Annotated in this window: 17 protein-coding genes; 7 read left to right on the forward strand and 10 right to left on the reverse strand. The window is 67.3% G+C overall.

Annotated elements, in window-relative coordinates; translation table 11 throughout:
• Positions 1-5: 5 nt before the first annotated feature.
• Positions 6-1,922: a serine/threonine protein kinase gene (locus IPI67_25480; GenBank protein ID MBK7583530.1), complete on the reverse strand. Its 1,917-nt coding sequence runs from the start codon at positions 1,920-1,922 to the stop codon at positions 6-8.
• 179 nt (positions 1,923-2,101) lie between these two features.
• Here IPI67_25480 and IPI67_25485 point away from each other — a divergent pair, with 179 nt between their 5' ends.
• Together IPI67_25485 and IPI67_25490 are read left to right on the forward strand one after the other, a co-directional pair.
• The gene (locus IPI67_25485) at positions 2,102-4,258 is read left to right on the forward strand and encodes an MFS transporter (protein MBK7583531.1); all 2,157 of its coding nucleotides are present in this window, start codon (positions 2,102-2,104) and stop codon (positions 4,256-4,258) included.
• A gap of 53 nt (positions 4,259-4,311) precedes the next feature.
• Positions 4,312-4,914 carry a 2-hydroxychromene-2-carboxylate isomerase gene (locus tag IPI67_25490; GenBank protein MBK7583532.1) on the forward strand — a complete coding sequence of 201 codons (603 nt, stop codon included), beginning with the start codon at positions 4,312-4,314 and terminating at the stop codon, positions 4,912-4,914.
• A 17-nt stretch (positions 4,915-4,931) separates the two neighbouring features.
• On the opposite strand, the gene IPI67_25495 is transcribed toward IPI67_25490, so the two are convergent.
• The 3 genes from IPI67_25495 to selA are packed head-to-tail and all read right to left on the reverse strand — an operon-like array spanning position 4,932 to position 9,891.
• Positions 4,932-6,437, reverse strand: a complete 1,506-nt coding sequence (locus IPI67_25495; protein MBK7583533.1) for a wax ester/triacylglycerol synthase family O-acyltransferase — start codon at positions 6,435-6,437, stop codon at positions 4,932-4,934.
• Between the two features lie 43 nt (positions 6,438-6,480).
• Positions 6,481-8,475, reverse strand: a complete 1,995-nt coding sequence (locus IPI67_25500) for a hypothetical protein (protein ID MBK7583534.1) — start codon at positions 8,473-8,475, stop codon at positions 6,481-6,483.
• A gap of 12 nt (positions 8,476-8,487) precedes the next feature.
• Positions 8,488-9,891: an L-seryl-tRNA(Sec) selenium transferase gene (gene selA / locus IPI67_25505; GenBank protein MBK7583535.1), complete on the reverse strand. Its 1,404-nt coding sequence runs from the start codon at positions 9,889-9,891 to the stop codon at positions 8,488-8,490.
• Between the two features lie 72 nt (positions 9,892-9,963).
• Between selA and IPI67_25510 the strand changes: the two genes are divergently transcribed.
• On the forward strand, positions 9,964-10,743 hold the full coding sequence (locus tag IPI67_25510) for a hypothetical protein (protein ID MBK7583536.1): 780 nt from the start codon (positions 9,964-9,966) through the stop codon (positions 10,741-10,743).
• On the opposite strand, the gene IPI67_25515 is transcribed toward IPI67_25510, so the two are convergent.
• Positions 10,732-11,043, reverse strand: coding sequence for a hypothetical protein (locus IPI67_25515; protein MBK7583537.1), 312 nt, complete (start codon positions 11,041-11,043; stop codon positions 10,732-10,734). The genes IPI67_25510 and IPI67_25515 overlap by 12 nt on opposite strands.
• Positions 11,044-11,184: 141 nt before the next feature.
• On the opposite strand from IPI67_25515, the gene IPI67_25520 reads away from it, so the two are divergent.
• A complete protein-coding gene (locus IPI67_25520; protein MBK7583538.1) occupies positions 11,185-12,594 on the forward strand; it encodes an insulinase family protein in 1,410 nt (469 codons plus the stop codon).
• A 2-nt stretch (positions 12,595-12,596) separates the two neighbouring features.
• Positions 12,597-14,078 carry an insulinase family protein gene (locus IPI67_25525; GenBank protein MBK7583539.1) on the forward strand — a complete coding sequence of 494 codons (1,482 nt, stop codon included), beginning with the start codon at positions 12,597-12,599 and terminating at the stop codon, positions 14,076-14,078.
• On the opposite strand, the gene IPI67_25530 is transcribed toward IPI67_25525, so the two are convergent.
• Positions 14,068-14,517 carry a hypothetical protein gene (locus IPI67_25530; GenBank protein MBK7583540.1) on the reverse strand — a complete coding sequence of 150 codons (450 nt, stop codon included), beginning with the start codon at positions 14,515-14,517 and terminating at the stop codon, positions 14,068-14,070. The genes IPI67_25525 and IPI67_25530 overlap by 11 nt on opposite strands.
• A 92-nt stretch (positions 14,518-14,609) precedes the next feature.
• On the opposite strand from IPI67_25530, the gene IPI67_25535 reads away from it, so the two are divergent.
• Together IPI67_25535 and IPI67_25540 are read left to right on the forward strand one after the other, a co-directional pair.
• On the forward strand, positions 14,610-16,610 hold the full coding sequence (locus tag IPI67_25535) for a PAS domain S-box protein (protein MBK7583541.1): 2,001 nt from the start codon (positions 14,610-14,612) through the stop codon (positions 16,608-16,610).
• A complete protein-coding gene (locus tag IPI67_25540) occupies positions 16,607-17,869 on the forward strand; it encodes a GHKL domain-containing protein (GenBank protein MBK7583542.1) in 1,263 nt (420 codons plus the stop codon). The genes IPI67_25535 and IPI67_25540 overlap by 4 nt, the downstream gene beginning before the upstream one ends.
• Before the next feature lie 16 nt (positions 17,870-17,885).
• Here IPI67_25540 and IPI67_25545 read toward each other — a convergent pair whose 3' ends face one another.
• From IPI67_25545 to IPI67_25560, 4 genes are all read right to left on the reverse strand, one after another.
• Positions 17,886-18,245 (reverse strand): hypothetical protein, encoded by a 360-nt coding sequence (locus tag IPI67_25545; protein MBK7583543.1) that lies wholly within the window; start codon positions 18,243-18,245, stop codon positions 17,886-17,888.
• 166 nt (positions 18,246-18,411) lie between these two features.
• Complete coding sequence (locus IPI67_25550) at positions 18,412-19,038, reverse strand: hypothetical protein (GenBank protein MBK7583544.1); 627 nt, start codon at positions 19,036-19,038, stop codon at positions 18,412-18,414.
• The gene (locus tag IPI67_25555; protein ID MBK7583545.1) at positions 19,035-19,850 is read right to left on the reverse strand and encodes a sigma-70 family RNA polymerase sigma factor; all 816 of its coding nucleotides are present in this window, start codon (positions 19,848-19,850) and stop codon (positions 19,035-19,037) included. The genes IPI67_25550 and IPI67_25555 overlap by 4 nt, the downstream gene beginning before the upstream one ends.
• A 54-nt stretch (positions 19,851-19,904) precedes the next feature.
• Positions 19,905-21,017 carry a trypsin-like peptidase domain-containing protein gene (locus IPI67_25560; GenBank protein MBK7583546.1) on the reverse strand — a complete coding sequence of 371 codons (1,113 nt, stop codon included), beginning with the start codon at positions 21,015-21,017 and terminating at the stop codon, positions 19,905-19,907.
• Positions 21,018-21,022: the final 5 nt, after the last annotated feature.

Below are 21,022 nucleotides of genomic sequence, written 5' to 3' on the forward strand. Positions count from 1 at the left end.
GGTGCTCAGGCAGAAGACGCGCGGCCCGGAGGTTTTGACGTGCTTCGCCCGGACGCCTGAGCATGGCGCCAGCGGCGATTCTCCGCCCGGAGGACCTTGAGTACGTCCGTGCCCCACGGTTGTTCGGCCAGCAACGCGTCGGCGTCCCGCCGCAAGCGGTCGTCCAGGCGATTCTTCAAGGCCTCGGACAACGCCATCGCAAACATCAGCGACGACGCAAAGCGACGCTCCGCGTCCTTGGCCAACGCGAGCGCGAGCGCGCGGTCGACGTCGTCCCCGAGCCCAACCAGATCCGACGGCCGCACCGGCTGCACGTGGACCACGTTGTAGAGGGTGCTGGCGCTATCCGGACCGGTGAAGGCCGGTTTGCCGGTGAGCACACGGTAGGCGACGATCCCGAGCGCAAAGACGTCCGCGCGATGATCGACCGGCGCCCCCCGCGCTTGTTCGGGGGACATGTAGCTTGGCGTGCCGACCGCCGCCCCAAGCGTCAAGTCCTTCGCCGAGTCCAGGACCTTCGAGACCCCGAAATCGAGCACCTTCCAATGCGGGCGGCCCGAGCTCAGCAAGCGGAAGAGGTTCTGAGGTTTTAGGTCGCGGTGAACGATGCCATTCTCGTCCGCCTCCGCCAGGGCTGCTGCCACCTGTGACACGAGCTCCAGTGCCTCGCCCGTGCCCAGCCGTCCTTTGTCCCTGAGGACCTGGGCGAGATCCGCGCCCTCCAGCAGCTCCATCACCAGAAACGGTGCGCCGCCGTCGGCCACGCCGTGGTCGAAGACCTTTACGACGTGCTTCGACTCGAGCTTCGCGGCGATGTCCGACTCCCGAAAGAAACGCTCCAGCGCCGAGGCATCTTCAGCCAGGGCCGCGCTCAAGAATTTCACCGCCACTGGTCGCTCGGCGCCCTGCTCCCAGCCCCGATAGACCTCACCCATGGCGCCGCGGCCGATCACCTCGCCAATCAGGTACTTCCCCAGCTTCTGGTCGGTGAACCGGCCTTCCTTCGCCGCGCGCTCCTGATCGAGCTCGGCTCGCACTTCATTCAGCAGCGCCTCGCGCTTGCGGATTTGCCTCGCGGCGCGCTCCAGGCGATCGAACGCCGCCAGCGTCGCCCGCCGGCTGCTGCGCGCCATCCAGAAGGTCGCAAAAAATAGCACCTGACACACCCCGGCCACCGCGATCATCGAGGACAGCTCGGGGGTCGACAGCGCCATCACGGCGCGATCAGTCGGGAGCACACCGAGCATCGCTGCCATTCCGAGCGCGAGATAACCGATGGCTCCCGTCAAGTAGATGGCCCAGCCCGAGCGCGGCGAGTCGCCGACGCCGAAGAAGTAGACCCCGATGTACATGGCGATGATCGTCGGTGAAAAGATGCCCACGTAGTAGACCACCGCGAGGATCGTCGCGACGCAGCACAGTCCCTGGAACAGGAGTTTGTTGGCGCTGTAACGCTCGGGATTTCGGAACTCGACCAGGAGCCAGGTCGTGACCGCCAGAGTGAAGCTGATCACGAAGGTAGCCAACCAACGCCCGGGCGATTCCCGCTCCGGCAACCAGACCGCGACGAGGCCAGCGACCGCGGCGGCGATCACCAAGCGGAAGAGCGCAACGGCACGCGCATGCTCTTCGCTCTTCAGAATCAGCGGGGCGGCGGTCGTGACCCCGCTGGCGGCGCCCCGAGTGAGAGGCAAACCGGTGACCCCGGTCACGCCGCTGATGGTGCGGGAGGCGGTCTCGTTGCTGCTCGTGCTGGTCGAGCTGCCCTCGCTGGCTTCGGCCGCCTCCGGCGAGTGCCCGGTACCGCTCGGCTGTGCTGCCTCCGCGCGCGGCCTGATGTCCACTTGAGTGGGTTCATCCGGCGCCGCCGCGCGCGCGGGCAGCGCTCCTCCGTCCTGATCGTCCGGATGCTCGGAGGGCATAATCCCGAGTCGGAGCGTAGCGCCGAGGGCCCCGGCCGCGCAAAGGCGCGCGACCCATCTGACCGAGCGTTGGACGGATGCCCCTGCAATTCGGGCCTCGTGCGCTCCCGAACAAAAGGCGCCGGTCCGCGCGATTTTGCTGGAGATAACCCACGCTCCCGCGAGTAGGCTGCCGGCAAATGTCACTCGAGAGAGTGCGCCAGCTCGTCGCTCGCTTCTGCGAGGTCGTCAAAAGCCACCAACGTCGCGCGGCGCGCCCCGATTGGGATCTCGAGCCGCTGCTCGGCTGCGAGCTCCTCGAGTCGATGCTCTTGACACGCCAGCTCGATCTCACCGCGCACGAGCTCCGAGGCCGAGGGCACGGGCACTACACCATCTGCAGCACGGGGCACGAGGCCAACGTGGTCCTCGGCCGCCTCACCGGCCCGAGCGATCCAGCGCTGCTCCACTACCGAAGCGGCGCCGTGCAGGTCGAGCGTGCTCGCCAGGTCCCTGGAGTCGACAGCGTGCGGGACATCGTCTTGTCGTTGGTGGCCTCGAGCGAGGAGCCAATCAGCGGCGGACGACACAAGGTCTTGGGAAGCAAACCACTCGGCATCATCCCGTCGACCAGCACCATCGCCTCGCATCTGCCGCGGGCCTTGGGGCTCGCCTTTGCCCTCGAGCGCGCGCCGCGACTCGGCGTCGAAGTGCCCGGCGCCCGCAATTCGATCGCCGTGGCCAGCTTTGGCGACGCGAGCTTGAACCACTCGACCGCGCTCGGCGCGTTGAACGCCGTGAGCTGGACGCTGCACCAGAACCTGCCCATGCCGCTGCTCGTGGTGTGTGAGGACAACGGCCTCGGGATCAGCGTTCGGACCCCCGAGCACTGGGTCGAGACACGCCTCCGAGCCGTGCCCCACCTGGCGTACTTTCGCGCCGATGGCTGGGATCTGGCCTCGACGTTCCGCACGGCCCGCGCTGCGGTGCAGCACTGCAGGAAGACCCGCCGGGCCGCGGTTCTGCATCTCTCGATGGTCCGGCTGCTCGGGCACGCTGGTAGCGACGTCGACACCACCTACCGTACTCAAACGGAGCTCGAGGACGCCGAGCGCCGGGATCCCGTGCTCCGCGCCGCCCTCGATCTCATCGACGCGGGCGCCCTCGACGCCGAGGCGGTGCTCGAGATGCGCGCTGCCGCGGCAGCCCGGGTGGAAGAAGCCGCGCGCATCGCCATCGATCGCCCCAAGCTCACGTCCCGCGCCCAGGTGCTCCGCGCCGTCGCCAACCCTTGCGACGAGATCGTGCGGGCCGCGGCCACTCTCGACGAGCGTGTGCGTTCTTCGCAGCCGATGACGCTGGCCCAGGGCATCAACGCCGCGTTGGTCGAAGCGATGGAGCGCTTTCCGAACGTGATCTTGTTCGGGGAGGACGTCGCCAAGAAGGGCGGCGTGTACGGCGTCACCAAGGGGCTGCTCGCGAAGGCCGGACCACTGCGCGTGTTCAACACGCTGCTCGACGAACAGACCATCCTGGGGCTCGCGCTCGGTACCGCCACGCTCGGCCTGCTCCCGGTGCCGGAGATCCAGTACCTCGCCTACCTGCACAACGCGGAAGACCAGCTGCGCGGCGAAGCTGCCACGATGCAGTTCTTCTCGGACCGCGCCTACGACAACCCGATGGTCGTGCGCATCGCGGGGCTGGCCTACCAGAAGGGTTTTGGCGGCCACTTTCACAACGACAACTCCCTCGCCGTGTTGCGCGACATTCCCGGGCTGCTGGTGGCGGTGCCCGCCCGCGGCGACGACGCTGTCGAGCTCTACCGCACGGCTTTTACCCTGGCCCGTGAGGCGCGGCGCATCGTCGTGCTGATCGAGCCCATCGCGCTCTATCACACCCGAGATTTGCACGACGACGGCGACGGCGCCTGGGCCGCGCCCTTGCCAGCGACGAGCACCCCGTCGGGACGGGCTCGCGTGTATCACGCCGACGCCCGCGATTTGCTGATCGCCAGCTACGGAAATGGCCTCTGGATGAGCCTGCGCGTGGCGCGGCGCATCGAGCACGAGCTCGGCAAACGTGCCCGTGTTCTGGATCTCAGATGGCTGGTGCCGCTGCCGGAAGCAGAGGTCGTTCAGCACGCGGTCGAGTGCGGCAAACTGCTGGTGGTCGACGAGTGCCGAAGGAGCGGAAGCGTGTCGGAGGCGCTGGCCGCCGCCCTGCTCGACGCGAAGGCAGCCGTAGGCTTCGAACGGGTCAACGCCGCCGACAGCTTCATCCCCCTGGGTGACGCCGCGAACCTGGTGCTGGTGGACGAGGTCGAAATCTTCGAGGCGGCCCGGCGCCTCTTGTCCTGAGACCCCGGGGCTCCGGATTGCCAGGGCGGCGGCGCTCCGCTATCTCCGAACGGATGTCGAAGATCGTCGAACTCTATTACGACTTCTCGAGCCCCAACGCCTATTTCGCGGCGCTGATGTTGCCGGCCATCGCCGAGCGCACGTCGGCGACCATCGAGTACCGCCCGTTTTTCCTGGGGGGTTTGTTCAAGCTGCTGGACGTGTCGCAGACGCCGGGCATGACCAGCCCGGAAAAGAGCGCGGCGAGCCTGCTGGACCTGCAGCGCTGGAGCCAAAAACATCGCATCCCGTTCCGCTTCCCGTCTCGCTTTCCGATGAACACACTCCTTTCGCTGCGCATCGCGCTCTCGAGCCAGGAGCTCGGGCTCGCGCATCGAGCCTGGGCGGAGGCCGTCTTCGACGCCTACTGGGTCCAGGACCGTGACATCGCTGACGAGGCCGTGCTCGGCGAGCTGCTCTCGAAGCTCGGAGCCGACCCGAAGGTCGCGCTCGAGAGAGCTCGGGGGCCCGAAGCAAAAGCGGCGCTCAAGGCCTCGACCGAGGCGGCGCGCACTCGCGGAATCTTCGGTGCGCCGGCGTGTATCGTCGGGGACGACTTGTTCTTCGGCAAGGACCGCCTGGACTTCGTCGAGGATGCGCTCAGAGCCTCGGCCTGACCTGACCCTTTGAGCCCTCAGCGCTCGCGAGCGGCGGACGCCGCGGCTTTCTTCTTGCTCAGGGGCCTTCGCTTCTTCTTCGGCTTTGCGCCGACCGCCTTTTCCGGCGCCGGGGACGAGCTAGACGCCGCGAGGTCGGGGGCGTCGCTCATCAGCTCCGCGAGCGCCTGGTGGATGCCCTCGGAAAATACCGCGAGGTCGGGCAGGCGATCCCAGTCGCCAGTGAGTCCAAATCCGAGCGCGCCGTCGTAGGAGAGCACGGCGACACTGAGCGGGTTCTGCGCGAACACCGGCACGTAAGGAAACGCCTCGAGCATGCGCGCGCCCCGCAGGTAGAGCGGGAACTGAGGGCCCGGCACGTTGGTGACGACCAGGTTCACCATGCGCTGGAGCGCCAGGGCGCGCCCCGCGAGCGAGAGCAAGGTCGGCGGGGCGTACTCGCCCAAGCGCACCCAGAAATCCGCGCCAACGGCCTGGCCGGAGCGCTTCAGATCGGCCATGCGATCTCGCAGGATCACGATGCAAGCTCTCGGATCGGGCTCACCGACCGGCAGCTCCGCCGCCATCATGCTGACTTTGTTGCCCCAGGTGCGAGCCTGCGACGCATCGCGCACGCTGACCGGGACCATGGCTTTCATGACCAAGCCCTCGACGTTCTCCCGGCGAGAGATCAGGAGTGTTCTCAGGGCGCTCGTGACCAGGCACAAGACGACGTCGTTCACCGTGCACTCGAAGCGCCGGCGCACCGCCTTCACGTCGGCCAGCTCCAGGCGCACCACGTCGTAGCGGCGGTGAGGGCCGATGCTGGCGTTCAGGCTGGTCATCGGCATCAGCTCGGTGGCCGCTCGCCCGAACGACTTGATGCCATCCAGGATGTCCCGAGCCTTGTCGGCGAGCGGCTCACTGCCCTCGAGTTTGTCCATGACCCGGCGCGCGACAGCGCGTAGCTGACGCGGTCGCTCGGACAGGTCGAGCAAGGCGTCGCGGGTCAGCTCCGCGTCGCTGGGCTCCGGCTCGGGACTCCAGGGCTCGGCCTCGGGCGGCGGCGCGTCCGCCGCAAAATCCAGGAGCACCGTGCCGAGGTCGACGCCGCTGGCGCCGTCAATCAGGCAGTGGTGCGTCTTCTGGATGATGCCCCGGCGCCCGTCCTCCAGATCGAACACCCACATCTCCCACAGGGGCTTCCGTCGATCGAGGTTGTGGCTCATCACGCGCCCCATCAGGGCGAGAGCCTCGCGCTCGCCGCGGGGTTTGGGCAGGCCGGTCCAGCGCACGTGGAAGCGCAGGTCGAAGTGTGGATCGTCGACCCAGACCGGGCGATGCAGCCCGCCCGGCACCCAGCGCACCTTCTTCCGGAACCGCGGCACGTGGTGCAAGCGGCGGGCGATGTGGTCGAAGATCTCGGCCTCGGTCAGGCCAATGTCCTCGAAGAACAAGAGCGAACCCACGTGCATGTGGGCGGTCGGGCTCTCGGCGTACAGAAACGATACGTCGAGGGCGGAGAGGCGTTCCCAGTGGCTCATGACGCGTCGACTCTACGCGCGCACGAGACGGGGCCGGCTCGTCTCAGCAGCCACCATCCGCTCCGCCGCCGTCCGCGCCCCCGCCGTTTGGACAACACTTCGAGGCCGTACACGTCTCGCTACTCAGACATTTCTTGCCGCAGACGCCGCAGTTGTTGTCGTCGTTCGTGAGATCCGCGCAGCCGCCGCTGCAGCAGGTCTCGCTCGCCGAGCAGGTCTTCCCGCAGGTGCCGCAGTTCAGTTTGTCCGTCTGCTTGTTGACACAGGCCGTACCACACAGGTCCGGAGTGCCTCCCGTACAGTTGATGCCACAAGTTCCGCTCCCGCAGGTCGTTGTCCCGGTGCCCGCTGACGGACCCGGACACGGCGAGCAGTTCGTGCCGCAGCTCCCGACATCCGAGCTCGACTTACACAGGCCGCTGCAGTCGTGGTAGCCCGAGTCGCACGTCAGCTTGCAGGCGCCGGTGACGCAGTTGTTGGTGCCGTTTGACGGGTCCACGCACTTGGTCGCGCAGTTGTTGCAGTGGTTCTTGTCCGTCTGAAAGTCGAAACAACTGCTACCGCACTTGCCCGCGGTCGGCGGGCTACAGTTGATGCCACAAGTCCCGGCACTGCACGTCGCACTCCCGGTGCCGCTGCCGGGGCCGGGGCAGTTGGTGCACGCATTGTTGCAGCCGCCTCCAGAGCAGCAATGCGTCGGGTCACTCCCGTTCTGATAACACTGGGTCGTGCCACACGACGCCCAGCCGCCATTGCAGTTGAAACCACAGCCGCCCCCACTGCACGTGGCCGAAGCGTTCGCGGGCGGGGTGCACTTCGAGCCGCAGCCACCGCAGTTGTTGATGTCCGTCGCCGTCGGCACACACACGCCGCTGCAGTTGGTCAGCCCGCTGCCGCAGGCCTGCGCACAGGTGCCGGCGTTGCACACCACGCTGCCGCCCGAGGGCGCCTGACAGACGAAGCCAGAGCCACACCCCCCGCAGTTGTTCTTGTCCTGAAGGATGTTGATCTCGCAACCGTTGGCCTTGTTGCCATCACAGTCCGCGAACCCGGCCTTGCAGGCGGTGTAGCTGCACGCCCCGTTGTCGCAGAGCGCGGCCTGAGCATTTTGCGGATTGCAGGCCTTGCCGCAGATGTTGCAGTGGAGCGGGTTGCTCTTGAGATCCGTCTCACAGCCGTTGTCGGGGTTGTTGTCGCAGTTGCCAAACCCGGGGAAACAAGCCAGCACACAGTTGCCACCCTGGCAGGTCGCGCCGCCGTTGGTCTCGTTGCAGGCCTTACCACAGGCCCCGCAGTTGCCCTTGTCCCCCTGGCTGATGTTGATCTCACAGCCGTTGACGTCGTTCTTGTCGCAGTTCGCCCAACCCCCACTGCACACCGTGACCACGCAGGTCTCTTGAGAGCAGGAGCTCTGGGCGTGGGGTAGTGAGCAGACGTTGCCGCAGGTCTTGCAGTTGTTGGCGTCCGTCGCGAGGTCGACCTCACAGCCGTTCTGTTTGTTCAGGTCGCAGTCCTGCTTGGTGACACAGGCCGGATTCCCGTCCGGGCAACACTGATTGACCTCGCACACGCCGCTCGTGCAGATCCAGCCCGGGCCCTGACCCGCGGCGGTGAGGCAGTTGTTTTCACACTTGCTGCAGTGTTCCTTGTCGCCCGTCAGGTCGGTCTCACAGCCGTCGACCGGGTTGCCGTTGCAGTCGTCCCAACCCGCATCACAGCTACCGACGGCGCAGTTTCCCGCGTTGCACTTGGCCTTCGCGTGGGGCAGAAGGCAGGGCGAGCACGCCGTCGAGTTGCTGCAGCCATACGCCGGCTCGTCCGCGGTCAGGCACAACAAGTCTTTCGGGTTCTTCGGATCCGGGCACACCTTCGCGCCGGGGAAACACGTCCCGCCGCCCACCCCGGTCCCGCCGATGCCGCCGTCGGCGCCGGTTCCTCCGTCCGGCGAGAGGCCGCCCTCCTCCGTGATCCCGCAGCCCCCGAAGGCGGGCACCAGCATCAGCACAAAGCCCAAGGTAACGAGGAGTCGCCTGACCACGACCTGAGCTTACTACGGCTCCCCACCGGGTTCGAGCCCAGCGCGTGTTTCGTCGATCGCAAGCTGGAGCGCCGTTGTCAGCGCGGCGTCTTGCCCGGGGAAAACCGTGCGGGCGTCCAGGAGCAGCGCACCTTCGACGACACGCCCCAGCACTGCCGGACTGCCAGCGCGAAGGCGTTCTGCCAGGACGTCGGGGTTGCCGTGTGTCAGCCGGAGGGCGACCGAAGCCACCGGAGCCTCGGCCAGAGTGCCCCCGCCGATCGCCCCTTCGGACTCCACGCACTCGATGGCGATGCCTTGCTCGGAGAGCGCTGCACGCCAGCTCTCGACCCGCAACCTCAGCACTTCGAGCGGCGTCGCGAGCAGCGCGTGAACCGGGATCTCGGACGTAGCTCCGCGCCGGTAGGCATCCAGCACGCCTTCGGTGGCGGCCAGCGCTAGCTTGTCGAGCCGCAGCGCGCGCGCCAGCGGATCGTCGCGCAACTTTCCAACCAGGTCCCCGCGCCCCGCAATGGCACCCCCCTGCGGCCCGCCGAACAGCTTGTCCAAGCTGAAACAAACGAGGTCGGCCCCCGCGAGCAAACAGCTCGTGACACTCGGCTCCCTTGCGAGATCCGAGGCGGCGATCGCGGCAGGCAGCTCCGAGACGAGTCCCCCGCCCAGATCTTTGACCACGACGACTCCGCGTTCGTGCCCAAGGCGCGCGAGCTCCGCGAGGGATGGTCGCTCCGCAAAGCCGGTGATCTTGAAGTTGCTCGGGTGCACACGCAGCAGGCACGCGGTGCGCTCGGTCAGTGCGTTGGCGTAGTCTTCGACTCGCGTGCGGTTCGTGGTTCCAACCTCGACCAGCCGCGCGCCGGAGCGCGCCAGCACCTCGGGGATGCGAAAGCCACCGCCGATTTCCACGAGCTCACCCCGCGACACGATCACTTCGCGTCCAGCGGCCAGCGAGCTCAGCGCGAGCAGCACCGCGGCGGCGTTGTTGTTCACCAGGAGCACGTCGTCGGCGCCGACCAGCTCCGAGAGGCCCAGCTCGACCTGAACGCCGCGCCGGGTGCGCACGCCCGTCTCCACGTCGAGCTCCAAACTCGAGTAAACGCCGGCTGTCTCGACGATTCGCGCGATGCTGGCCTGGGGAAGCGGCGCTCGCCCGAGGTTCGTGTGCAAGAGCACACCGGTCGCGTTGATCACCGGCTGAAGGCCCGCTCGCAAGCGCGCCTCGGCGCGCACGCGGACCCGTGCCACGACCGCGCCAAAAGCCATCGGCGCCTCCCCGGCGAGCATCAAGCGCCGCGCATCGGCGAGCTCACGCCGCACGAGCACCGTCACGGCCTTTTTCCCGAGCCGCTGCCGCACGGCCGTGAGCTCCGGCGCGTCGACGACCCGGTCCACCTTGGGCAGCTTTCCGGCTGGCACGGCCGGGGACCATAGCGGAATCAGCGCCCCGGAGCTTGCCCACCTGGCAAGAGATGATGGGACAATGCCTCGGTGCGGAAGGCTCAGGCCCTGGTCTGGCTCGTTGCTCTGGCCTGCTCGCCGGAGACGGCGGGGCGGAACGCCACGGGCACGGCCTCGGCTCACGCCGACGACAGCCCACCTTCCCCGGCGGACAGCACCTCGCGCGCGATGGGCAGCAGCGTTCCGAACGCCGGCGCCGCTCCCGCTGCCGCCCCGAGCGCGGACCCCACCGGCCCGCTGCTCTTGACCACGGACGCCGGGCTCGTGCCCGCGGCCAAGGCCATGCGTGTGCTGCACGTCGGGGACTCGATGGCGCCGCTGGTCGGCAACTACCTGAGATCGATCTTCTGGCGTAGCGGCCGCAACTACTGGGTGGAGGCCACGGTCTCGAGCAGCACCCTCGACTGGGCCGGCAAGCGCCTGCTCCAAGACGCGATGTACAAATACGATCCGGATCTGATCCTGATCTCCCTCGGCTCGAACGAGCTCTTCGACCCTAGGCCGGAGCGCCGCGGTCCCGCAGTGAAACAGATCGTCGCCGACACTCGCGGACGCCCGTGTCTCTGGATCGGTCCACCGCTGTGGAAGAAGGACACGGGGTTCATCGAGCTCCTGAAGCAGAACCTCGGACACTGCCGTTACTTCGACTCGTCCAAGCTCGAGCTTCCCCGCATGGAAGACGGCCGCCACCCGAGCTGGACTGGAGGCTACCAGTGGGCCGCCGCCGTGTGGCGCACCCTCGGCGGGACCGATTCCGTTCCGACGGGATCCCCCCTGCCGAAGCCGGGTCCCTCGAGCTCAAGCGGCTGAGAAGAGCGAGTCGACGACCTGCGCGGGCACGTTGCCGATGGTCATGCCGCTGAAGTTCAGGTCGAGGGTGGTGACCTTGCCCTTGTCGTCGCTCTGCACGGCGGCCACGCTGAGGATGACGCCCTTCTTGACCTCGTAGCCCTGGACCGTGCAAGTGCGCTTGGCCTTCACACGCATGCCGACGCGATAGCGCGCAGCGGGAGCCGCGAGTGCGTCGTCAGCGACCGTGATCACGGACAACGCCGGCGCCACCGCACCGACGAGAGTCACGAACAACCAAACGCTTCTCCGATTCGCCATTTGAGCCTCCCCGGCTGCCAACCGCGGCCGAGAGTACCCCAGTTGAGAAGTTCGGCAAGTTGAGCGCACGAGTGGCCAACCGAAGCTCCCGTGGGTCATGGGCTATTCCTGTGCGGACGTCACCGTCGTAGCTTCACTCCCATGCGACGAAGTCGTGCAATCGCCGTTTGCCTCGGCCTTCTGGCCCTCACCGCCCCGGTCGCCGCCGAGCAGAAGTCAGCCGCGCCGAGCGCAGCGCCGGAGATCCCGTTCGAGAAGTACCAGCTCGCCAACGGCCTCGAGGTAATCCTGCACCGAGACTCCACGCTGCCGCTCGTCGCCGTCAGTGTCTGGTACCACGTCGGGCCCATCAACGAACCCGCCGGGCGCTCCGGGTTCGCGCACCTGTTCGAGCACTTGATGTTCACCGGCTCCAAACACGTTGGGCAGCGCTTCGACCAGCTGCTCGAGAGCGCTGGAGCCACCAACGTCAACGGTACGACGAGCTGGGATCGCACGAACTACTTCGAGACGGTCCCGCGCGAGCAGCTCGAGCTCTGCCTCTGGATCGAGAGTGATCGCATGGGATTTTTTCTCGACACCCTCTCGAGCGAGCGGCTGGAGGTCCAGCGCGGGGTCGTGAAGAACGAGCGCCGGCAGTCTTATGAAGATTCCCCGTACGGGCCGAGCAGCCTCGCGCTGCTCGACACCCTCTTCCCGACCGGGCATCCGTACCACGGCGCGGTGATCGGCTCGATGGCGGATCTGGACGCGGCGAAGCTCAGCGATGCCGAGGCGTTCTTCCGAGCGTACTACGCACCGTCCAACGCCACCCTCACGCTCGCGGGCGATTTCGATCCCGCCACGGTCAAGCTGTGGCTCACCCGTTACTTCGGCGGCCTGGCCAAGAAGCCCAAACCCAGTCAGAAGACCAACCCGACACCGGCGCTCACGAAGGTGACGCGCGTCGACGTCACCGAGAATGTGGAGCTCGCAAAGGTGAGCATGGGCTTCATCACTCCTCCCGCCTATTCCCCTGACTCTGCGGCGCTCGAGCTGACGGCGGCGGTCCTCGCCGGGGGCAAGGCGACCCGCCTCTACAAGACCCTGGTGGTCGAGAAGAAGGTCGCCAGCGACGTGGAGGCGGAGCTGGATCCGAACGCCCTCGCCGGCGTTTTCTCGGTGAGCGCCGTCGCCGCTTCCGGGAAGGCACCGAAGCTCGTCGAGACGACCATCGACGAAGTGCTGACACTGCTCGCGTCCAAGGGCCCGACGGATGCGGAGCTCGAGCGGGCACGCAGGCGTGTGCTCCTCGAGCTGTCGTCTTCGCTCCAGCTCTTGAACGGTCCAGGCGGAGAGTCGGGACGAGCCGGGCTCTTGCAGCGCTTCAACCAGTACGTCGGGGATCCGGGTTACTTGAAGCAGTACTACCGAGGTCTGGAGGCCGTCACCCGCGCCGACGTCGCGCGCGTCGCGCGAGAGCACCTGGCCCTCTCTCGGCGGGTCATCGTGACCACTCTGCCAAGACCCGCACCAAAGCCCGAGGCCAAGCAGCCCGCGGGAGCGAAATGACCATGAAGCCGAGCTTGCTGTCTTGGTTCGGAGCACTGGCCCTCGCCTGCGCCACGCCCCCGGCAACGCCGTCCGCGCACCCTGCACCGCCAGCCAAAGCCAAACCGCCGGCGGTCGCCGACAGCTGGCGGTCCAAAGTTCCGACTCCCGGCAAACCCGCGGAGCTCGTGTACCCGACCGCGGAGAGCACCACGCTGCCCAACGGTCTGAGTGTGTTGTTCGTGAAGCGCCCGGCGCGCGTGACCTCCCTGTCGGTGGTGATCCGACACGGGGCAAGCTCGGTCCCGCCGGGCAAGAGTGGGCTCGCTGCCCTCACCGCTCGGATGCTCACCGAGGGTACGAAAAAACGCTCCGCGTCGCTCTTGGCGGAGGCGGCGGAGTCACTCGGTTCGAGCCTGGGTCACGACGCGGGTCGCGACTACTCTACGCTCGGCATCGACACCTTGACGGCAGACTTCGAGCGCGGGCTCGAGCTCCTGGCAGAGGTGGTCCAGCAGCCTGCCTTTGCTCCCAGAGAGCTCACTCGGGTGCGCACCGAGTGGCTCGACGGACTGACCGCCGAGCGCCAGTCCCCCGACCGACTCGCGTCCCTCGCGGGGCTTCGAGTGCTGCTTGGCGACGCCACCGGCGCCCCGGTCGGAGGCAGCGTGCCGGATGTGAAGAAGCTCACCCGGCAAGATCTCGTCGCGTTCCACGCCGCGCACTACGTGCCCAGCGCGAGCGCGCTGGTCGTCGTCGGCGATCAAGACTTCGAGCACCTGAAGAGTGTGGCCATGAAGTTCTTCGGCGCCTGGCAGGGCAAGCCGCCGCCCGCGGCCGCCGCGCCCGAGCTCCCCGCGGCGCCCCAGCAGACCCGCGTGTTGATCGTGAATCGTCCCGGAGCCGTCCAGAGCGCGGTGTTCGTCGCGCAGCCGTTTCCCAAACGCTCCGAACCTGGTCACGAAGCGCGACGGCTGCTGAGCTCGCTGCTGGGTGGGTTGTTCACCTCCCGCATCAACCAAAACTTGCGCGAGAAGAACGCTTACACCTACGGCGCCCGCTCCGACGCGATCGCGACCCGCGACTGGGGCGCGCTGGTGGTCTCCACCCGCGTCGAGGCCGGCGTTACCGCGCCCGCGCTCGTCGAGCTCACCCGCGAGCTGGCAAAGGCCCGGGACCCGAAGCTCGGGGCGCCGATCACGGACGACGAGGTCTCGCGCGCGCGGGCGGATCTCGTGAGCTCGCTCGGGGCGCATCTGGTCGAGGTCGACCGAGTAGCGTCGGATCTCGCGGTCGCGTTCGCGGAGGGGCTCGGCCCGGACTACTACGCCGGGTTCGGCCGCTTGCTCGCGGCGCGGACCACAGCCGAGGTCGCGACCGAGGCCAGGCGCCTGGACGAAACCCGACTCGTCGTGGTGATCGTCGGTGACCGCGCCGAGATCGGGCCGGCTCTCGAGAAGGCAGGGTTCTCCCTCTCCGAAGCCAAGCCCGAGCTCACCGAGTGATAGCGGTCGAGACCGGCGACGGCGCGGGTGGGGGCGGTGCCGCGTCGCGCCGAGCGGCGACCACGGCCAGCGCGCCGCCGATCGCAAAAGCGATGATTCCGGCAACGCCCCACACCAACCATGGCAACCAGCTCGGCCAGGCGTTCTTCGGGGCGGAACCCGCAAGCGGGTATCCGCGCTGAGACCCCGGAGCGTAACCGGAGGGGCCTGCGTGGGGAAGAGTACGGATCAGCATCGTCGGGTCGTTTCGTCCACGCGAGAGCGCCCGCATCCGCGAAGTCTCCCCCGCCGCCGCCGGCGGCTCCTCCACGACGATGGTGCGCGCCTCATCGGTGACGTGTGCGCGAGGCGCGGGGGCGTGGGCCGGGGCCTGCTGGGCCACGATCGCGTCGTCGTCGATCTCCTCCAAGAGCTCGTCGTCTCCGTCCTGGGGAGGCATGCTGGGCCGCACTATACCGAAAGTCGCCGGGGTTTTCCGAGCAGGCGCCGATCGCATGGTACATTGGAGGGGAAGTGCCGGAGCACGCCCCGATCCTGGTGGTGGACGACGATGCGGTCAGTCGCCGAGTCCTGACGGAGACGCTCGCGTCCGCCGGCATCGAAAGTGAGGCCGTGAGCTCCGGAAAAGAAGCGCTTGCGTGGCTCGAGAGCCACGCGCCGGCGCTGGTCCTGCTCGATCTGGTCATGCCGGCACCGGACGGTTTCGAGGTGCTGAGGCTCATCCGTGAGAACCCGGCCATCGCAGAGACCCCAGTCGTGGTGCTGACCGGCCTGGACTCCGACGAAGAGATCCGCGCCGTTTTTGCCTCGGGCGCCGACGACTACGTCCACAAACCCTTCCGAGCCGCGGAGCTGGTGGCGCGAATCCGCGGCCAGCTGCGCATGCGCGAATACGTCGAACGCCTGAGCCGCCGGGAACGCGATTCGCAGACGGTGCTCGAGCTCACCCAGGCGCTCGCCTCGACGCTCAACATTCGCCACATCCTGTTCACGGTCGTGCGCCGGGTCGCGGAGGTCGCAAGCGTCGACCGCTGCAGCATCGTGCTGGTGGCTGAGAACGAGGGCATGGGTCACGTCGTCGCCACCAGTGACGACGAGCAACTCCGCGATCTGACCATCGAGCTGAGTAAGTATCCCGAGATCCGCGAGGTGTTGCGCACCGGCAGCACCCTCGTGATCCGTGACGCCCGCAAGCACCCACTCCTAGAAGCCGTCCGGCAAGCGGAGCAGGGCCTTGGCTTCACTTCGCTGGCGCTCGTGCCCATCTCCCACGAACAGCGCCCGATGGGTGTCATCTTCCTGCGCTCGCGCGGCGTCGCCGCCTTCGCGGACCATGAGATCTCCCTGGTGCACACCGTGGCCAACGCCACGGCCATCGCCTTGCGCAACGCACGCATCCTGAAGCTCTTACGTGACGAATCGATGCAGAGCGCGTTCGCTCGGGTCGAAGCGGAGCGCCGCGTGCGACTGTTCCAGCGCTACGCGGACATCTTCGAGAGCGCCGCGGACGGCATGGTGGTCTCCGATCGCGCCGGCCAGGTGCTGTTTGCCAACCCCCGCGCGCGGGAAATCCTCGGCTACGACGAGACCGAGCTGATGCGCCTGCCGTTCCGCGAGCTGTTCGCCGAAGACCAAACCCGGGCCGATCGCCTGATGGACGGCTTCAGCCAGGGTGAATTCCCTCAGAGCATCGACGTGCGCCTCGGAACCAAGGGCGGTGGCAGCATCATCGCGAGTGTCAGCTTCAGCTCCGTGCTGCACGAGGACGATTCGGTCCTGTTCGCTTTCCGCGATGTCACCGAAGAACGGCGCACCGCCATCGAGTTGAAACAGACCAAGGAGTTCCTCGAGCGGGTCATCGAGAGCTCGGTGGACGGCATAGTCAGCGCCGACATGAGCGGCCGACTGCTGTTGTTCAATCGCGCCGCTTCTCGAATCTTCGGCTTCGCAGCCGACGCGGTGGTGGGCAAGCGGAGCGTCGTGTCCTTGTATCCGCCGGGTGTGGCCCGGGAGATCATGGCAAAGATCCGCGACCCGAACGTCGGGGGCCCCGGGCGCCTGGAGGACTGCCGGGTCGACATGATCAGCGCAACCGGCGAGCTGATCCCGGTGACCCTGTCGGCGGCCTTGATCTTGGAGAACGGCAAGGCGGTCGGCTCGGTGGGTGTGTTCACCGACATCCGGGATCGGCTGAGGATGGAAGCGCGGCTGACCCGCGCTCAAGAGGAGCTGCAGGCGCGCGAGAAGATGTCGGTGGTCGCCGAGCTCGCGGGCGCCACGGCCCATGAGCTGAACCAGCCGCTGACCAGCGTGATCGGCTACGCCGAGCTGTTGCGGCGCGGCCTCGGCTCGAGCTCCCCTCTCGTCAACGCCACCGAGGTGATCATCTCCGAAGCCGAGCGCATGGCCGAGATCGTGCGGAAGATCGGCAAGATCACCAAGTACGAGACCAAGAGCTACGTGGGCGGCGCAAAGATCCTCGACCTCGAGAAGGCAGTCGAGGACACCGATTCGGAGCGAGCGCGGCGATGACCAGGTCGGACGAAGATCGCCTGACGGAGCGCCCCGCCGCGGTGGTCTCGGATCTGCGGGAGCTCGCCCCGACTCCCTCCGGGGTCCAGCGCCCAATCGACAACGCCGTGCTCGAGCGCCTGTTCGACCTCGCCGTGGCTCTGCCCGTCGAAGAGGGTTCCCATGCGGTCGTCCGGGTGTATCTCGATCGACTCTCGGAGCTCTTGCCAACCATCGCGCTCGGGGTCTGCCTGGTCGATCCCAGCGCCGGCGGGCGGCTGGTCGACCTGCGGCTGCCGGAAGGGGTCGACGCTGGCACCGAGCACGACCCCAGCCGTTTGTTCCCCGCGCTGCTCCGTGAGCAGATCGTGCGCCTCGGCGAATCGCTGACTGGCTCGACCTTCCATCTGGGCTCGGACGAAGCATCAGGCATCCCCGAGGCCGCGCGAGGGATCCTCACCCGGGCCGTCCCGCTGCTCGAGCAGGCCCTGGTCCGCGCACGCAGCGTCGACCGCACCCAGACCGCGGGCAGCGCGATCGACAAGCTTCAGGCACAGCTCATCCAGAACGAGAAGCTCGCCTCACTCGGTCAGATCGTGGCGGGTGTCGTGCACGAGCTGAACAACCCCCTCACCTCCATCGTCGCCTACGCCGACTTCCTCAAGCGCAGGCTGGAGACCCGGGGTGAGACCGACGACGTCGAGCGGGCCCAGCGCATTGCCGAGGCTGCTCACCGCATCCTGCGCTTCTCGCGCGATCTCGTGGCCTACGCGCGACCTTCCGGCGACACAGCCAGCGCTGTCCTCCTGCCTCACGTGATCGACAAGGCGCTCGTGTTCTGTGAACACGAGCTCGAAAAATCGGGCGTGCGGGTCGAGCGTCGCTGGCACGTGGAGGGCCCCTTGGTCATGGGGATCAGCGGGCAGCTCACCCAGATCTTCGTCAATCTGTTCACAAATGCCGCCCACGCAATGAGTGATGGCGGAGGCACGCTGACCATCACGACGTCGGTCGGGCTGAGCGCCGACAGAGTCTCGATCACCGTCGACGACGACGGAGCTGGCATCGACCCCGAGCACGTCGATCAGGTCTTCGAGCCGTTCTTCACGACCAAGACCGAAGGACGAGGCACCGGGCTCGGGCTGTCCATCGTGAGGGACATCGTCAACGCGCACGGGGGCAGCGTGCGCGTGACGAGCATCCTCGGCCAAGGCACCGCATTCTTGCTGGAGCTTCCCGCCGCCGTCCGCCGCGCATCGACGCGTCCACCGGGCCTGTGAGGCGCCAGCCTGGAGGCTACCTCACGACGCGGATCACGAGCACGAGGATCCCGCCCTTGTAGCTTTGACCGGCCACGATGAACGCCTGACCGACCTTCGCCTTCACTTCGAGCAAGGGCAAGAACGTCTTGCCGCCGGGCTGGTTGATGCTGGCGCTGATTCTGAGGTGCTCCTTGTCCGCCAGCACCTCGAGCAGCTTGGTCTTCAGAACCCTGCCGTTCGGCAGGCTCATCGTCTTGTCCTCTTTGGAGAGAGGCAGACGCGTCTTCGATAGCAGCTGGTAGCTGTCGTACGAGGAGAAGGGCGGCTTGCGCAGCTCACCCATGCTGCCGATCCGAGCGTCGATGCCCTTCCCCGAGTTGGTGGCGTGCAGCACCATCACCTCGGTACCAAACTCCGCCTCGGCGGGTTTCTTCCCGTCCTTGGCCTTGGGATCCTTCGGCTTGGCCGGCGGCGCCTTGCCGCCTTGCCGCCTTTGTCGTCAGCCACGGCGGGCAGCGAAAACGAAAGCAAGGCCGAGACGAGTAGCAGGCGCGCAGCTCTCATAGCGGCTCCATCCTAGCTCCCGCTGGGTCATCGACCAACCAAACGACCGGCGTTGTCTCTTCACCCGCAGGGACCATGAAGATGGACCCGGGCTGGTTGCCGAAATCGACCGCCTCGATGGACGCAGCCGGGGCTGAATCTTCTTCCACGAGCTCCGGTGCGGGGTCGCCGGCTGGCGTTGCACTCGCGGGCTCCGGAACGGGCAGCGACGGCGGCGTGACGGCGAGCGGTGCCGGCGCGGTCGGTGAGCTCGTCGGAGTGTTCATCCAGATCAACAGAGCAGCGGCCGCAGCGAGTGCTAGACCCCCGACCAACACCCAAGCGCTGGGAGCACGACGTTGACGCTTGCTGCCCGGCTGACTCGCCGCGACTTCGACCCGAGGCAGGGCAACCACGTTCGTACTCGGCGCCGGCTCGGCGTCGACCGCGGCCATCACCGCGTCAGTCAGGCTCTCGAAGTCGTCGGTGCGGGAGGCACTGAGCGCTCGAACCACGTCGCCGAGCTGCTCGATTCCACTCGCGACACGGCGCTCGTCGTCGCTCAGGCTCGCCTCGAGCTCTGCCGCCTCCGCTTCGGACAGCTCTCCGTCGTGGAGCTGCATCAGTTCCATGTGGCGCTTCATGCATCCTCCACGACGCGCGGATGCGCGCCGATCTGCTCTTCGTAACAGTCGACGAGCGCCCGCTGGAGCTTCTGCCGCGCGTGAAACAAACGACTCATGATGGTGCCCTTGGACACGCCCATGGCCTGCGCCATCTCTTCATAGCTCATGCCCTCGACCTCACGCATGACGATGACGCCACGATGGTAGGGAGGGAGTGCGTCGAGCGCGGTCTGGATGCGCGCGCGGATTTCTCCGCGGCGCACGACGTCCGCCGGATCGGCGCCGTCGATGCGCGCGAGCAGCGGGATGTCCAGCTCGTCCTTGATTTCGCGAGTCTCGTCCAGCTCCTGTTCGCGTCGCGAAGGCTTGCGCATGAGGTCGATGGCGAGATTCGTGACGATTCGATAGAGCCAGGTGAAGAAGCTCGACCCACCCTGAAACGAGTCGATTCCGCGAAAGACCCGCAGGAAGGCCTCCTGGACCACCTCGCGAGCGTCGTTTTCGTCGCGCACCAAGGCGAGGGCGATGGCAAAAGCCCGACGTTGGTGGCGGTCCACCAGCTTTCGAAAGGCTTGTTTGTCACCCGCTCGGGCGCGCTCGATGAGGGCACGGTCTTCCTCGGCTTCTGCCTGTCTAACCAAACGGTTGGACGCCGCGCGCGCAGTGCTATTCACGCCAACCCTGACAGCAGGATCATCCCCCTTGGGGAGCACGCTTGCGGTCGAGCGCTCGGCACCGTTGCCCTTCACCGTGGCTGAACGCGGCCCCGACGTGGGGCTTACGTCCCGAGTCGGGCCAGCCACGGATTGGGGCCTGGTGCCTTCAGCCATCACGGTTCACTCTACGCCCCCTGCAAGTCGGGTGCCCCCGGCCGAGGAGCCGACTCACGGGTGACCAGGGGGTAATCCGAAGGGGGGGTCCTCCGGAGGCTCCTCTCGCGAATCATCCTGATCCGGCAGCTCACCCAGGCTCATCTTGAGGTCGAAGGTGCGCTTTCCTCGGGTCACGCGCAGGGTGACGGTCTTTCCAACCCCAGCCAGGCTCGCGGCCCAGCGCAGCTTCTCCGGACTGGGCACGGCGTCCCCTTCGAAGGCGGTGATGACGTCGTCGGCCTGCACCCCGGCCTTGTCGGCGGGGCCACCCGGTAGAACGGAGCGAACCAGCGCACCGGAGGCGTCCGGCAACCCGAGACGGGTGGCATCCTCGTCGATCAGCGAAGACACGACGATGCCGATGGCGCTGCGGGTGATCTTGCCGTCCTTGATCAGGCGCGGCAAGAGCTCCTTGACCATGTTGATCGGAATCGCGAAGCCGATGCTGTTGGCGTTGGCGCGAATCGCGGTGTTGATTCCGACCACGCGCCCCGCCATATCGAGCAACGGTCCGCCGCTGTTGCCTGGGTTGATGCTGGCGTCGGTCTGGATGAAGTTGTAATAACCGCTGCCGTCGCCCAGCCCCTTTACGTCGTTCCCCGTACGACCCTTGGCGGAGACGATGCCGGCCGAGACCGTGTGGGACAACCCGAACGGGTTGCCAATCGCGACGACCCAGTCTCCCACCCGCGCCGCGTCCGAATCCCCGAGCGGCAAGTGCGACAGCTCCTTGGCCTCGACCCGGAGGACGGCGATGTCGGTCGGGCCATCGCGACCGACCACGGTAGCCTTCAGCTCTTTTTTCTGGATGATGACCCGGATGTCGGTCGCATCCTTGATCACGTGGTTGTTGGTCAGCACCAAGCCCGACGCGTCATAAACGAAGCCCGTGCCCAAACCCTCGCCGACTACCCTGCGACGACCGGTGCGTCCGCGTTGCTCCTGCAACGTCTTGACGAAACCGACGGCTGGGTCGGCCTTTGCAGCAAGATCCGCGAAGCTGCGGGGTGTGTCCGCCGGCGGCGCGGCGGGACCGACCGGTGTCGGGACCGGAGCGACGCTCGGTAGGGTGCTCGGTGCTGTGGTCGCCGTCGGGCTCGGAGAGGCGCCACGCCGGCAACCCAGCACTG

The organism is Myxococcales bacterium (assembly GCA_016706225.1).
Lineage (GTDB): Bacteria > Myxococcota_A > Polyangia > Polyangiales > Polyangiaceae > JADJKB01.

What these genes read in the sequence shown, in the direction of transcription:
- IPI67_25480 (MBK7583530.1), bottom strand. Translation starts at nt 1,922, where the DNA reads ATGCCCTCCGAGCATCCGGACGATCAGGACGGAGGAGCGCTGCCCGCG.
- IPI67_25485 (MBK7583531.1), top strand. Translation starts at nt 2,102, where the DNA reads ATGTCACTCGAGAGAGTGCGCCAGCTCGTCGCTCGCTTCTGCGAGGTC.
- IPI67_25490 (MBK7583532.1), top strand. Translation starts at nt 4,312, where the DNA reads ATGTCGAAGATCGTCGAACTCTATTACGACTTCTCGAGCCCCAACGCC.
- IPI67_25495 (MBK7583533.1), bottom strand. Translation starts at nt 6,437, where the DNA reads ATGAGCCACTGGGAACGCCTCTCCGCCCTCGACGTATCGTTTCTGTAC.
- IPI67_25515 (MBK7583537.1), bottom strand. Translation starts at nt 11,043, where the DNA reads ATGGCGAATCGGAGAAGCGTTTGGTTGTTCGTGACTCTCGTCGGTGCG.
- IPI67_25520 (MBK7583538.1), top strand. Translation starts at nt 11,185, where the DNA reads ATGCGACGAAGTCGTGCAATCGCCGTTTGCCTCGGCCTTCTGGCCCTC.
- IPI67_25525 (MBK7583539.1), top strand. Translation starts at nt 12,597, where the DNA reads ATGAAGCCGAGCTTGCTGTCTTGGTTCGGAGCACTGGCCCTCGCCTGC.
- IPI67_25530 (MBK7583540.1), bottom strand. Translation starts at nt 14,517, where the DNA reads ATGCCTCCCCAGGACGGAGACGACGAGCTCTTGGAGGAGATCGACGAC.
- IPI67_25540 (MBK7583542.1), top strand. Translation starts at nt 16,607, where the DNA reads ATGACCAGGTCGGACGAAGATCGCCTGACGGAGCGCCCCGCCGCGGTG.
- IPI67_25550 (MBK7583544.1), bottom strand. Translation starts at nt 19,038, where the DNA reads ATGAAGCGCCACATGGAACTGATGCAGCTCCACGACGGAGAGCTGTCC.
- IPI67_25555 (MBK7583545.1), bottom strand. Translation starts at nt 19,850, where the DNA reads ATGGCTGAAGGCACCAGGCCCCAATCCGTGGCTGGCCCGACTCGGGAC.